Raw genomic sequence first — 12,241 nt, 5'->3', positions numbered from 1 at the left:
GATTTCCAACAAACGGTTTCAATTTTGTCTTTATCGCGATGTAGTAATTCTAACATGCGGTGACAGTTTATTGATTTAAAGATTTTTTAGCCTTAGTGTATTTTTCCACATCGTCCACACCGGATTCTTTTTCTTCTTCTCTTTCTTCCGGTTCTATGACTCTAAATTCCACTTGATCGATCACTTCTCCCTCGTAGGAGACCTTGATCAGATATTTTCCTGCGATCAATTCTTGGAAACTTCCTGTGATACTGGAACTGGAAAGTTCGGGTCTTTTACGTCGTACTTCGATTTCGTTAAAACCTACTTGGAATCTGCTCAAACTTACATAGATTTCCGCTTCAGGGTTCGGCACTCTGGAAAATTTGTATAAATATACGAGTGTTTTGTTTGTAGGAAATATCAATTTTTCTCTAGTAAGAGTGAATTCCTGAATGGTTGTAAATTTTTTCTCCAATAAAGTTTGTCTAGACTCATCCATCAATGCCCAGCCAAATTCTCCGCTCATTCCTAAGCAGGAAAAAAAGAAGAAGGAGTATAATAGGATTATAAAATAGGAAAATCGGATATTCATTCCTTGGATCATTCTCCTTTCTCTACAACTCGTCCCTTATCGGAAATGTCTTTCTCTCTGGGAGAATATTCTCTGTCCGGAAACACCACTCTGAAACCGGAGCCTTCGTTTTTCTGGGGGAACATGAGCCTCTGTAAAAAACGGTAGGTTAAATATGCGAATAATATAATTAAAAGGAGTTTCATCTCTGATTTATACTTAGCGTTGAACCGAGCTTTTAAGTCTATACTTGCCGGAAAAGTGATTCCGGCAACCCGATTTCCAAAAAACGGAGTTGCGGGATTGGGTAATGGTATTACTTTTTAAGAATTAACGGGAATGCCCGAATGTGAGCCACTTGCCCCCTGGATATAGTCCAGGCGGGGCATTTTTCTATACGTTACTAGAAGGTTCAGTGATACCGAGAGATCCCCGGTCAGAAGGAATAAATTGGATCAGATAAATCCGGATTCGCTATATATATAGTTTTTTAGGTTTTTATTCTCTTCTTCCGTTTTCGCGATTTTGGCTTTTACAGCATCTCCGATCGAGACGATCCCTACCAATCTGTTCCCATCCAGAATGGGCATGTGCCGGATCCTTTTTTTTAGCATAATAGAAAGCACTTCATCCACTTGGTCGTTCGGTTGCATAGTAGTCAATGTGGTGGACATTAGATCCGCCACTGTTTTATCGAATACTGCTTCCCGATCTGTGGAGGCAAAATGAAGTAAATCCCTTTCTGTAAATATACCGGCGAGTTTCCCTTCTTTGAGCACGATCACGGAACCTATATCATACTTGGTCATAAATCGGATCGCTTCCCAAACGGTGGTACTGGGTTCCACCGAGAGGATCTTTCGGTCCTTTTTCTCCAAGATATCTTTTACCAGCATGGCTACCTCTAGGCCCAAAGTGTAGTTTTGAGGGAGCTTCGATTCAAGGACTTTTTTTGGAAAAAAGAGGTCGGAACTATGACAAGCTTTTAGGTCTTTTGGTCGAATGAGCGGAAAAATGAAGACTAAAATAGGAAAAAAAACAGTAAAATGAGACTGTCTATAGGTTTGGAGAATAGGTGGTTTATTCCGGGATCTTAAAATGCTAAAATAGATGAGAGGAGAAGTTTTGAAAATTTTGCGGAAACAATTATATTCCTAAAAAAGGATTTCCCAATTCGCTCCTAACGTGGGAGCATAACGGGAGAGCCGCAGTTTTTACCAATTCAGGAATATGTTATTATCGAACATGAGTTCTTCTTCAGAACAACCGAATATTCTAATCGTCGAAGACGAGTGGCTTCTATCTTTCAACCTTCAAAAGACTCTCCAAAATTTAGGTTATAAGGTTGCGGGGGTCGCTGCTAACGGCCTAGACGCCCAATCTATTTTTAAGGAAACGGATCCTGATTTGGTCCTAATGGATATCTCTATAGAAGGGGATATGGACGGGATCCAAACTGCGCAACATATACAAAGAATCAAGGACGTTCCGATTGTTTTTATGACTGCGTATACCGACGATTCCACATTTATGAGAGCAATGGATGCTGCTTCTACCTATGCGTATATTACTAAACCGTTTCAGAATCACCAGCTAAAGTCTTCGATAGAGATTGCACTTCGCCAGCAAAAACGTTTGGGTATAGTCAAAGAAAGTGGTAAAGAATTTAAGAATGTAATCCAAAGTATTTCGGAAGGAGCAGTTTCTCTGGATGGAGAAGGAAATATTATATTTCTAAATCATTCTGCAGAAGAACTTACAGGTTGGACTCTGGAGGAGGCACTCGGAAAACCGGGCGACGTGGTTCTTTCTTTTATACAGACTCAGATCGGTTCAGGAGAACATCCTGATAATTTAGGTCATAATCTTAGATATATTCCTGCCGTCCTTGTTAGAAAAGATGATCGAAAAGTCAGAGTAGGATTTAGAGTTTCTCCCATCAGAGACGAGGCGAATCGTATCGTAGGAAGTATCGTAACCTTCTCCGAATTGGACCTTCTATCCGTATCCGAAAAAAGGATCTCGGAAATGGAGAAAGTAATCCAATCCGAAAAAAGATTGGAGTCCATTCAAAAATTAGCGGCAGGAATCGCTCACGAGATCAATAATCCTCTTATGGGGGTGATCAATTACGGAAATATCATCCGAAACAAAAAGGATCTGCCCGCTGATATTCGAAATTACGCGAGGGTGATCATAGAACAAGGAGAAAGGATTTCTGGTATTATTCGAAATTTGATCTTATTCTCTCGTTCGGATAACGAAGAACCTGCTTGGTGTAAACTGGACGATATTTTAGCCGGGGTAGAAGGGATTATCTCCGAATTATTGAAGTCAAAAAATCTAGAAATTTCCAAGAATATTCCTCAAGATCTTCCGGATGTATTTTTAAAGCAAAATCAAATTAAAGAAGTATTATATTACCTTTTATATTTTTATGCAGATGGAGTCGGTTCCGATCTAAAAGGAAGCACGATTCATCTTAGCGCCGGGTTAGAAGATACTAAAGCCGATTCAGGAAAGTATCTAGTCCTTCGACTTTCCGGAACCTTGAATGGAGAACTAGACCCTGAGAACGCCTTCCAACCTTTTGAAAGGATACAATCGGATGACTCAAGGATTGGAATGGGACTTTCCGTTTGTTACGGGATCGTACAATCTAATCATGGAAAACTGGATGTCCAAAAATCCAGTTCGGGCACGGATTTCCATATCCGTCTTCCAGTTCAGACAAAATAAAGACCCAGCTTTAAGCTTGGCTCAGGGCTCGGGATTTCTCGCCGAAAATCGATGGAAATTTTGGGCTTCGCCCCAAAACTAGTCACCAGATCGATAAAACCAATAGGTATAACTGGAATGTTAGATAAAATCAAGAGCGCATTGGGTGCGGAAGCGGATTCTCTTTTAAATCATGTCTCTAAAACCATCGCCAAGGAAACCCTGACCATCCCTGGTCCGAATTACATTGACGAAATTTTTGCAAAGACCGACAGAAACAACTCTGTTCTTAAAAATTTCCAATCCATTTACAATACTGGACGTCTTGCTGGAACAGGATATCTTTCCATTCTTCCTGTAGACCAAGGGATCGAGCATAGCGCGGGTGCTTCCTTCGCTAAAAACCCTGCTTATTTTGATCCGGAGAACATCGTTAAACTCGCAATTGAAGGAGGATGTAACGCAGTTGCTTCCACTCTTGGAGTTTTGGGACTAGTGTCTCGTCAGTATGCTCACAAAATTCCTTTTGTAGTTAAGATCAATCATAACGAACTTCTAAGCTACCCGAACAAATTCGACCAAATCCTCTTTGCAAACGTAGAGCAGGCATTCGATATGGGAGCTGCTGCTGTAGGAGCTACTATCTATTTCGGTTCCGACGAAAGTTCCAGACAGATCCAAGAGATCTCCGAAGCTTTCCACAGAGCTCACGAACTTGGACTCGTAACTATTCTTTGGGCTTATCTCAGAAACGATAATTTCAAAAATGATAAGGCTGATTATCATATCGCTACTGACCTTACCGGACAAGCAAACCATTTGGCTGCTACCATCCAGGCGGATATCGTAAAACAAAAATTACCTGAAACCAATTTGGGCGGATTCAGAGATCTGAAATTCGGTAAAAAAGATGATAAGATGTATACTGATCTTTCTTCCGAGCATCCGATCGATATGGCAAGATACCAAGTTGCAAATTGTTATATGGGCAAGATCGGTCTGATCAACTCCGGCGGACCTTCCGGTTCCAACGATTTAGGTGATGCGGTAAAAGCTGCAGTTATCAACAAAAGAGCTGGTGGAATGGGACTTATTTCCGGAAGAAAGGCGTTCCAAAAGCCTATGAAAGACGGGGTAGCCTTATTAAATGCGATCCAAGACGTATATCTGTCTAAAGACGTAACAATCGCTTAAGATAAGACTATAGTTGCGTTGCTCCTGAAGCTCGCGAAGCGGACTATAAGGTCTGTTTGAAAACATAGATCATTTTTCCGGTACAAAAAATAAAATCGGAAAAATTCGAGGGGGAAAGTGAGTTCACGAAAGTGGATTTGCTTTCCTTTTTTTATTTGTTTAAATAAGAGCCAGTTGGTTCTTGAATCCCGCATTGCGGACTATAAAAATATTTTAATATAGAGGCTCTTATGGAGATCAAAAAAGGTTTTGCGGATGCGATAGGAAACACTCCTCTCATTCGTTTGAATTATTATTCTGACCAAACTGGTTGTGAAATTTTAGGCAAAGCGGAGTTCTTAAATCCAGGCGGTTCCGTAAAAGATAGGGCCGCATTATTCATTATTGAAGAAGCAGAGAAGAAGGGACTTTTAAAGCCGGGCGGCACAGTGGTCGAAGGTACAGCCGGAAATACGGGGATAGGACTAGTACATATCTGCAATGCAAAGGGATACAAATGTCTAATTGTAATTCCCGATACACAATCCAAAGAAAAAATAGATCTGCTTAGGACACTTGGTGCAGAAGTGAGAACCGTTCCTGCAGTTCCATATAAGGATCCGGGAAACTATGTAAAAGTTTCCGCAAAAATTGCAGAAGAAACTCCGAATTCTATCTGGGCAAATCAATTCGACAATGTGGCAAACCGTTTAGCACATTATCATACCACAGGCCCTGAGATCTGGAGACAGACCGGCGGAAAAGTAGACGCATGGCTTGCTTCCCTCGGAACCGGAGGAACATTCAGCGGGACTGCAATGTTTTTAAAAGAACAAAATCCAAAGATCAAAACGATCGCGGCAGAACCTTATGGATCTGCAATTTATAATTTCGTAAAGAAGGGAGAACTTTCTTCCGAAGGAAATTCGTTCACCGAAGGGATCGGGAACGGACGAATTACCGAGAATATGAAGGATGCTCCTTTTGACGATGCGATTCGAGTAACCGATGCAGAATGTTTAGAGTTTATCTATACACTTCTTCGTAAGGATGGATTATTTGTAGGTGGCTCGAGCGGGATCAATGTGGGGGCCGCAGTAAAGCTTGCGAAAGAAATAGGACCCGGACATACTATAGTCACTGTTCTTGCGGATAGCGGAGCAAGGTACCAGTCCAGGTTATATGACCAGGACTGGTTGAAATCGAAAGGATATTCTATTCCGGAAGTTTAGAAAGTGCTTACATATCTCAGGTCGGTGCGGTATTCCCAAAGATTACTCGCGCCACCTGCAGCAATAGGCATATAATTACTTTTAAAATTAAACCCTTCTTTCACTGCTTCTCCGGAAGGAGTTTGGATGATATTATGAGTAGCCCATTTTTGGCCTAAAAAATAACTCTGAGCCAACTGGATTAAATATAAACCCACACCAAAATAAAGTCCGGTTCTGCTATAGGTATCATATTGATTTTCCTTACTCTTGAAGGAATTATACTCCGAGATACTATCCGACTGCAGTTTTGTTACTACAAGAGAAGCACCAGTGATACCGGAGCCTTGGATCTGTGCATAAGTAACTGGATCTTCGAATAAAATTTTACTCAGTCGATTTTCCGCTTTATTATGTTGTTCTGTTGCGGCTTGGCTTCCACCGATCGCTACAATGAGAGAAAGACCGATTGCTATTTGATAGGCTCTCGCGTAGTTTTCATGTTTCATTGTGGAAAGTCCCCAACCAGGAAGGATAGCGGATTTCCAAACAGGCTCCCAAGGATTTCTGTTGGCGGAAATATATTCTTCCCAACTGGAATCTTGTTCGTCTATGTATTTCTCGATCAATGCCAGACGTTTTTGAACCGCCTTATAACTGTTCTCCTTGATCATTTGTTCTAGAAGAATAGTGTCCAACTGTTCTTCTTTTTCCGGTTTTTTGCCGTCTTTGTTCAGTTTCTTTTTTTCAGCGTCGAATAATTTTGCGAGTTCAGCCTCATCCTTGATATCTTTGAATATAATCTTTAAAATCTGGGATTTAGCCAGGGTTTGTCTTTTAGTTTCTTTCAGGATTGTAACCGTGTCTGTTGACTGGTCGATTACGGTTCCATAGGTTTTTTCGCCGTTTTTTAAAAGGATCGTTTCCGCCGAAGTTTGACTGAAGGCGATCATAAGGAAGATAACGGATATTGATAAGGACTTGAGTCCTAGTAGGATTGAGCTGAGATTTTTCATTCGAATTCCTGTTCGGTCTTTTAAACTTTTCTCCCTTTGTCACCTTCGCAAGGCCGCCGAGTCAACGTAAAAACTTGACTTCGATTTTTGAATTCGGGGATTTTTCCTTGCCTTAGAAAGTAATTTTGGAGATAAAATAGCTATGATAAATTTCCGAACTCGGACCTTGGTTTTGGTCTTGAGTTGTCTTTGTTGGATCGCGACTTCTATTTCGGGAGTTTCTCCGGAGCCTCCCAAGGACACGAAGAACCAAGAGACTTCACCTAAAAAGGAAAAACCTTCTAAGACCCAAGGATGTTGTCGGATCAAATACGAGGGGGGAGGTTTCGATTATTTTCCCACCACTGAGGAAGAATGTGTGGCCAAGCCAGGCTTCCAAAGTTTCGAAAAAAATTCTGCACTTTGTTTTCAATCCCTTTGGGATTAATTGGCCGCGCCCCTCGCAAATTAAAATATTACGATACTCTAACTATAAGGCTCGGGTCGGGCTCTCTCCTCTGGTCAAAAAATCGCGAACGCGATTTTTGTGACCCCGGTTCGATCCCTCGCGGTTACTTCTTTTCTAAATCCTCTTCCGACTCGAACTCATCGGCTTCCTTTTCCGATTTTTTGGAAGAGTCTCTCCATTCCGGAATTTCGAAAGAAATAGAAGTTGTGATTGCATAATCATAAAGACGGATCTCCGGATCTCGTATCAAAGGGAGACGACCGGCAATCGTAAGATAAGTACCTTTGGAAAGAGTATAATTAAAACCTAAACTAGCTTCCTTGAATGCCTTAGGGAATTTTTTCTGGGTTTCGGAATCTTCTTCTAAAAGGCTTCCTCCGCCGATCACATTCACATAAGGAGTTCTGTATAAAAGTCCTCCAAAAACGCTGAAGTCCTTGGTCCAAAAATAAGTAACATACGCAAACCATTGTGTGATCTTTTGGATCTCAGGATGTTCCTCAGTGTTTTGAGTGGTTGTGGTGGAAGCTGTTTGGGCCCAATACGGAAGTCCCGACTGAGTATCTAAATTAGCATGGTCTTTGGAAAGAGGGAAAATTCCGGAACCCCTCAACACGAATAAAAACTGTTTCCAAGTGGCTCCTAAGGTAAGATTCGCGATTCCGGAATAATAATCCCCGCCTGCAAATTTATCCGTATCTCCGCCGGAAGGAAAACCGAGTCTACCTTCTAAAATAATGAAGACCGGCCAACCTGTATCGATCAAAGGATTCCATTTGGCGCCTACGAATGCCTTTCCATAACGGGAAGCATCGCTTCTATCTTTTTGTTCATAATAGATCCAAGGAGCGCTAAAGTTTGCGGCGAATTTACCTCCCGCAAAATTGAATTCACCGAAGATGGTAGTTGTATGCAGATTAGAATTATCGATCGTACCTTTTTGGAAATCCTGAGTGATTAAAAAATAATCGGAAGGTTTTTCCCTTTTTCCTGTAAAAGGATCCGCAAATCGGGTAGAGGAAATCATATTTTGTCCTTCACCGGCGTGGTGAGCAAAAATTTCTCCCCCTAAAAAAATGAAAAAGAAAAAGGCAAAAAATCTGATAAGAGTGAGAAGTAAACGTTTTTGTAATATTAGAAACATGAATATAATACCAGGACTTGTCCGTCGGTTTCCAAGTTCTCCAGGATTTCGGAGTATAAGTTTGTATTTTGAAAATCGTTAATTGTAATCTCGGAACCGGAGATTGTGAAGATCCCGTCCAGGATAGAAAAAGAAGATCCCGCTCTTTGAGAGAGTAAGCCGTCTGTTCTAAACCCTATTGAAAATGGAACATTCTTTTTGTATGGAATTTCCAATTCACAGGAAGCTTCTACTTGGAATTCAGCCTCTCTTAATTCCACATGAACCGTCTTGGTAGTTGATCCATTGAAGATTTGGAATGTAAGAAGAAGATCCGAAAATTCCCCGTAAATATGTTCCAAGGTCCCGTAAGGTACAGGAGGAAAAGGCGATAAACTTTGTCTTTTTACCGGTCCTGTTAAGGAAGTAAAATCGGAGGTCGAAATATCTCCCGCGGAAAAACTTCCTTTGATTCCGTATTTTTTAGAATAGGAGCCTGTTCCTGTTGTAGGAGTTTCCGAATCGCCGGAATGAAACACATGATACTTGTTATCCGCAGAAGAAGAGGAAACCGAAATAGAATTTTCAGGAGCCTTGAACAACATAGAAATACTTTCCAGGACCACTTCATTTTGGGTGAGTTGGATCTGGTAGGAAGAACTCCCACTCAATGTAAAGGATCCGATATCGGAATCTCCTTGGTCATCGGAATAATACAACCAGGGGGAAATGACTGCTCTTCTTTCATCCATAATACGGAACAATGCTTGGAATTCAGTGGACCTTTCTTCTGTGGAATTTCCTAAAGTACCGTAGGTGCAGGCCTGAAAGGATAATAGGAAAAGTAAGATAGATTCGAATTTTATTTTATTCTTTATCATATATTTATAAAATTTCAAAACGGATCCTCGAATTTAGGATTGGTGGTAAATTCTGTGTCGGTCAGACTTTTTAGGAATTCGACCAGGTCTTGTTTTTCGGATTCGCTTAAGGAAAAATTTCTTACAAAAACATCTCTGTTCGGATTCGTTGTTCCATCTCCGCTCCCACCGTTGGCATAATGATTGATCACCGACAATAGGTCTGGAATGGATCCGTCATGCATATAAGGAGCAGTTAGTTCTACGTTTCTGAGGGAAGGTGCTCTGAATTTTCCACGATCCGATTCCTGGAAGGTGAATTCATACAGTCCACCGTTCGGGCTTATGAATCTGGAAGAATCCAATCCGTTATTATGGAAGGTAACTTCTTCGAATACGGTTCCTACGTGAAGGATCGTATCCGTAAAGTTGAAACCACCATGACAATGGAAACATTCGCCTCTTTCTCCAAAAAATAGATTCTTTCCTCGTATCGCAGAAGCGCTTAGCGCTGAAAGATCTCCCGCTTGGTATCTGTCATATGCGGAATTCCCTGAGATAAAAGTCCTCTGGAAACTGGATAAAGCTTTCGTAATATTCAATATGCTGAAAGGACTTGAATCGCTCGGAAAAGCCGCTTTGAATTTTGAAACGTAATCCGGATCATTCTCCAATCTTTCCAGTAGAAGATCTTCTCTGTCCTTCATCCCGAGCTCGACAGGATTGTCTCCAAACATCGGAACTCTTGCCTGATCCTCTAATTTTTTCAAAAGAGGATTTGCCCAGGTTTGCCTTAGATTATAGGCGACGTTAGAAAGATGTTGTGCATTCCTCGGATGAGACTGTCCTGTAGAACCCACAGAAACGGCGAGTCCATCGGTAAACGCATTTTCTTGTTTATGACAGCTTCCGCAGGATTGGGTTTCATTTTCAGACAATCTAGTGTCATAAAACAAAAACCTTCCTAATTCTACTTTCTCCAGAGTGATTGGGTTATCGCTCGGAACTTTTGGCATGGGAAATCCGGCGGGAAGGTCCCAAGTATAGGGAGTTCCCTCGGAGGGAGAAGTCCCTAAAAGTAAAAGAATCCCTTCCGATCCGGAACTTTTTTCCTTCTCCAATCCCAATTGTGTACATTGAAAAAGAAGAAAGGATATTAATAAAAATATAATAGTTTTATTCATAATATACTCCGGTTTCGGCCGTATAGACCGAAACCTTCGCCATTACTTGGATACGATTCCAAATACTGTCTGGGCAGTGGAACCTGCATTGCCAGTGGAATAATCCAAACCGAAATTCGGATACACAGCAGAACAATTGCTATCCATGGCACCCATGGAATGGCAACTCATACTTCCGGTGCTGATGTTCCAGCCGGTGAAGGCTTTTTTCAGATCGAATTGCACTTTTTGGGTGAAAGGATTAAATCCATCTACCGGAGTGAGTTCTATCACGGTCCTGTTAGAATTCGTGCAGGAATAATTTCCAGGGGTAGGTTCAGTACATCCGGCAGAGCCAATATGCAGAACCGCTGCATTGCCTACAGCCACAGGATCGTTGGACAAAAATTCTCCGACGAAAAATCTATAACCCATGGTCCAGCCCCAGGCTAATCCGGATATATTAAGAGGACTCGGGGCGACACTATAATCGATATGATTGAGTGTTTCCGGAATCCCTAAAGTAAATCTAAGGGTTTTATAGGTTTTGTTCTCGACAGTTGCTTGTACAAGATTATTTGTCTCGGTTGTTCCGCTGCAGCTTCCTTTTCCATTTTCGAAATCCAGAAGAGCAACTCCACTATATTGCCAAACTCCTGTATTAGGAACATCTAAAGTAATAATATTGTCGTCCTGATCTACCAATTCGAATCCCGAAACATAAAATCTAAGATCTTTAAGACCGATCGGCATTACTCCCGCAACATGTTGGATGGTTACTGAACTGGAATGAGAATCCCCATGCCCTGAAATATCCTCTCCGCAAGTTGCATGACTATCTCCGACGACCGCACTAAATTCGATCCCCGGAGGGCTTTTGGTTTCCAGGGCAAAAAGCGCAAGGTTGGGATTGGAAGATCCGTCACATCTGAATATAAAGACGGATAATAAGAGTAAGACGACATTTATATATAATAATTTCATAATATTCTCCTGAGGAAAGTATGGTAACTTCCCGGTTTTTTCGTATAATAGCATGTCCTAATGATCCAGGTTATTGAAACCAGGGACAGGCTATATAAGCGCGAGGGTATGATTACACCCTGTGCTATTTACTTTTGTAAGTTTTTTGTAAATGTTTAGGAGAATTGAGGGGGTCTTTCTAGATCAAAAGAAACAAATACTCCCGAATCTTCTTGGATCCGACCTAAAAGTTCCGAATCCAAGGTTTGAGGAGCAATGTTTTCCAATTTAGAATAAGTGAAAAATTGAGTGCAGATGGTTCCGCTTAAGTAAGAAGCCTTGTCTTTTGCTTTTTTACAGGCACATTTATGAGCCTCACCAGACTTAGCAGAATGACAGTCGGGTAGGGAAGAAGGTTTCTGATTGGAATGATCTTCTCCCGAATCGGCAAGTTTAGAAGAGAATCTTGAATCTTCCGAGTCGGCGTGTTTTTCTTTTTGGCTTCCGTGATTACAATGGCAAAGTTTGATTTCTCCAGCAAGCATTCCACAGAACCAACCGCTTCCGAATACCAAACTTTGGAATAGGAAACATTGGGTCAGAATGATAGAAATCGTTTTCATTGTAGGGAGATTTTTAGTCGATTCAGAACGTTCTTAAGTCCCTCGCTGGTTTTGATTTCCACCGGGACCCCTTTGGTTTTTAATTCAGCCAAAAGTTTTAGGATCCTATTCAGGATCAGAGAAGGGATTGCGACCACGTTTTCCAGATCCAGCTCCACGATTGCCGGCTGAATTTCTTGGATCTTTTGTAAGATCAGGCCTATTTCTTCCGTTTCGACAGAACATACGTTCCGAACAAAAACGACTCTAAACCGTTTTTTTTCGGCGTATACATGGGTCTCTGTAAACTGGATTGCAGAAGAAGTCATGGCCTTGGACCAAATTTTCTACCTTGAAACCCTAAGGGAAACAAAAAAAGGTCCTCGGTTTTGATTTGTACGCTTAACTCGG

General features: G+C 41.4%; 14 protein-coding genes. 4 read left to right on the top strand and 10 right to left on the bottom strand.

The genetic code is table 11. The annotated features are described in order from the left end of the window. Positions 1–67: 67 nt before the first annotated feature. From CH365_RS18445 to CH365_RS18440, 3 genes are all read right to left on the bottom strand, one after another. A complete protein-coding gene (locus tag CH365_RS18445; protein ID WP_100770012.1) occupies positions 68–586 on the bottom strand; it encodes an LIC_12238 family plasminogen-binding lipoprotein in 519 nt (172 codons plus the stop codon). Continuing rightward, the gene (locus CH365_RS20030) at positions 583–759 is read right to left on the bottom strand and encodes a hypothetical protein (protein ID WP_165782633.1); all 177 of its coding nucleotides are present in this window, start codon (positions 757–759) and stop codon (positions 583–585) included. The genes CH365_RS18445 and CH365_RS20030 overlap by 4 nt, the downstream gene beginning before the upstream one ends. 249 nt (positions 760–1,008) lie before the next feature. Then, positions 1,009–1,449: a CBS domain-containing protein gene (locus CH365_RS18440; RefSeq protein ID WP_086449248.1), complete on the bottom strand. Its 441-nt coding sequence runs from the start codon at positions 1,447–1,449 to the stop codon at positions 1,009–1,011. 349 nt (positions 1,450–1,798) lie between these two features. Here CH365_RS18440 and CH365_RS18435 point away from each other — a divergent pair, with 349 nt between their 5' ends. The 3 genes from CH365_RS18435 to CH365_RS18425 all read left to right on the top strand — a co-directional run bounded on the left by CH365_RS18435 (position 1,799) and on the right by CH365_RS18425 (position 5,676). After that, positions 1,799–3,292: an ATP-binding response regulator gene (locus CH365_RS18435; RefSeq protein WP_100770011.1), complete on the top strand. Its 1,494-nt coding sequence runs from the start codon at positions 1,799–1,801 to the stop codon at positions 3,290–3,292. Positions 3,293–3,409: 117 nt separating this feature from the next. Beyond that, positions 3,410–4,465, top strand: a complete 1,056-nt coding sequence (locus CH365_RS18430) for a class I fructose-bisphosphate aldolase (RefSeq protein WP_100770064.1) — start codon at positions 3,410–3,412, stop codon at positions 4,463–4,465. A 230-nt stretch (positions 4,466–4,695) separates the two neighbouring features. Then, the gene (locus tag CH365_RS18425) at positions 4,696–5,676 is read left to right on the top strand and encodes a cysteine synthase A (protein ID WP_100770010.1); all 981 of its coding nucleotides are present in this window, start codon (positions 4,696–4,698) and stop codon (positions 5,674–5,676) included. Here the strand turns inward: CH365_RS18425 and CH365_RS18420 are convergent. Continuing rightward, on the bottom strand, positions 5,673–6,671 hold the full coding sequence (locus CH365_RS18420; RefSeq protein WP_100770009.1) for an LA_0442/LA_0875 N-terminal domain-containing protein: 999 nt from the start codon (positions 6,669–6,671) through the stop codon (positions 5,673–5,675). The genes CH365_RS18425 and CH365_RS18420 overlap by 4 nt on opposite strands. 142 nt (positions 6,672–6,813) lie before the next feature. Here CH365_RS18420 and CH365_RS18415 point away from each other — a divergent pair, with 142 nt between their 5' ends. Further along, on the top strand, positions 6,814–7,098 hold the full coding sequence (locus CH365_RS18415) for an LIC_11321 family protein (protein WP_100770008.1): 285 nt from the start codon (positions 6,814–6,816) through the stop codon (positions 7,096–7,098). A 124-nt stretch (positions 7,099–7,222) separates the two neighbouring features. Here CH365_RS18415 and CH365_RS18410 read toward each other — a convergent pair whose 3' ends face one another. The 6 genes from CH365_RS18410 to CH365_RS18385 all read right to left on the bottom strand — a co-directional run bounded on the left by CH365_RS18410 (position 7,223) and on the right by CH365_RS18385 (position 12,159). After that, entirely contained in the window at positions 7,223–8,263 is a 1,041-nt protein-coding gene (locus CH365_RS18410) for an LIC11086 family outer membrane transporter (protein WP_100770007.1), read from the bottom strand. Continuing rightward, entirely contained in the window at positions 8,254–9,123 is an 870-nt protein-coding gene (locus CH365_RS18405) for a hypothetical protein (protein WP_244283309.1), read from the bottom strand. The genes CH365_RS18410 and CH365_RS18405 overlap by 10 nt, the downstream gene beginning before the upstream one ends. A gap of 14 nt (positions 9,124–9,137) precedes the next feature. After that, positions 9,138–10,286, bottom strand: a complete 1,149-nt coding sequence (locus CH365_RS18400) for a methanobactin export MATE transporter MbnM (RefSeq protein ID WP_100770006.1) — start codon at positions 10,284–10,286, stop codon at positions 9,138–9,140. 42 nt (positions 10,287–10,328) lie between these two features. After that, on the bottom strand, positions 10,329–11,249 hold the full coding sequence (locus CH365_RS18395; protein WP_100770062.1) for an MbnP family copper-binding protein: 921 nt from the start codon (positions 11,247–11,249) through the stop codon (positions 10,329–10,331). 155 nt (positions 11,250–11,404) lie between these two features. Beyond that, entirely contained in the window at positions 11,405–11,851 is a 447-nt protein-coding gene (locus CH365_RS18390) for an LIC_11090 family protein (protein ID WP_100770005.1), read from the bottom strand. Further along, positions 11,848–12,159: a hypothetical protein gene (locus CH365_RS18385; protein WP_100770004.1), complete on the bottom strand. Its 312-nt coding sequence runs from the start codon at positions 12,157–12,159 to the stop codon at positions 11,848–11,850. Before CH365_RS18385 ends, CH365_RS18390 begins: the two co-directional genes overlap by 4 nt. Between the last annotated feature and the right edge of the window lie 82 nt (positions 12,160–12,241).

Source organism: Leptospira neocaledonica (assembly GCF_002812205.1).
Lineage (GTDB): Bacteria > Spirochaetota > Leptospiria > Leptospirales > Leptospiraceae > Leptospira_B > Leptospira_B neocaledonica.
Note: the sequence above shows the minus strand (reverse complement) of the source record. Positions and strands in the feature narration are given on the sequence as shown.

Excerpts from the sequence above, each read along its gene's own strand:
- CH365_RS18400 (WP_100770006.1), bottom strand. The coding sequence starts at position 10,286 with ATGAATAAAACTATTATATTTTTATTAATATCCTTTCTTCTTTTTCAA.
- CH365_RS18440 (WP_086449248.1), bottom strand. The coding sequence starts at position 1,449 with ATGCTGGTAAAAGATATCTTGGAGAAAAAGGACCGAAAGATCCTCTCG.
- CH365_RS18395 (WP_100770062.1), bottom strand. The coding sequence starts at position 11,249 with ATGAAATTATTATATATAAATGTCGTCTTACTCTTATTATCCGTCTTT.
- CH365_RS18430 (WP_100770064.1), top strand. The coding sequence starts at position 3,410 with ATGTTAGATAAAATCAAGAGCGCATTGGGTGCGGAAGCGGATTCTCTT.
- CH365_RS18390 (WP_100770005.1), bottom strand. The coding sequence starts at position 11,851 with ATGAAAACGATTTCTATCATTCTGACCCAATGTTTCCTATTCCAAAGT.
- CH365_RS18385 (WP_100770004.1), bottom strand. The coding sequence starts at position 12,159 with ATGACTTCTTCTGCAATCCAGTTTACAGAGACCCATGTATACGCCGAA.
- CH365_RS18435 (WP_100770011.1), top strand. The coding sequence starts at position 1,799 with ATGAGTTCTTCTTCAGAACAACCGAATATTCTAATCGTCGAAGACGAG.
- CH365_RS18405 (WP_244283309.1), bottom strand. The coding sequence starts at position 9,123 with ATGATAAAGAATAAAATAAAATTCGAATCTATCTTACTTTTCCTATTA.
- CH365_RS20030 (WP_165782633.1), bottom strand. The coding sequence starts at position 759 with ATGAAACTCCTTTTAATTATATTATTCGCATATTTAACCTACCGTTTT.
- CH365_RS18410 (WP_100770007.1), bottom strand. The coding sequence starts at position 8,263 with ATGTTTCTAATATTACAAAAACGTTTACTTCTCACTCTTATCAGATTT.
- CH365_RS18425 (WP_100770010.1), top strand. The coding sequence starts at position 4,696 with ATGGAGATCAAAAAAGGTTTTGCGGATGCGATAGGAAACACTCCTCTC.
- CH365_RS18420 (WP_100770009.1), bottom strand. The coding sequence starts at position 6,671 with ATGAAAAATCTCAGCTCAATCCTACTAGGACTCAAGTCCTTATCAATA.
- CH365_RS18445 (WP_100770012.1), bottom strand. The coding sequence starts at position 586 with ATGATCCAAGGAATGAATATCCGATTTTCCTATTTTATAATCCTATTA.
- CH365_RS18415 (WP_100770008.1), top strand. The coding sequence starts at position 6,814 with ATGATAAATTTCCGAACTCGGACCTTGGTTTTGGTCTTGAGTTGTCTT.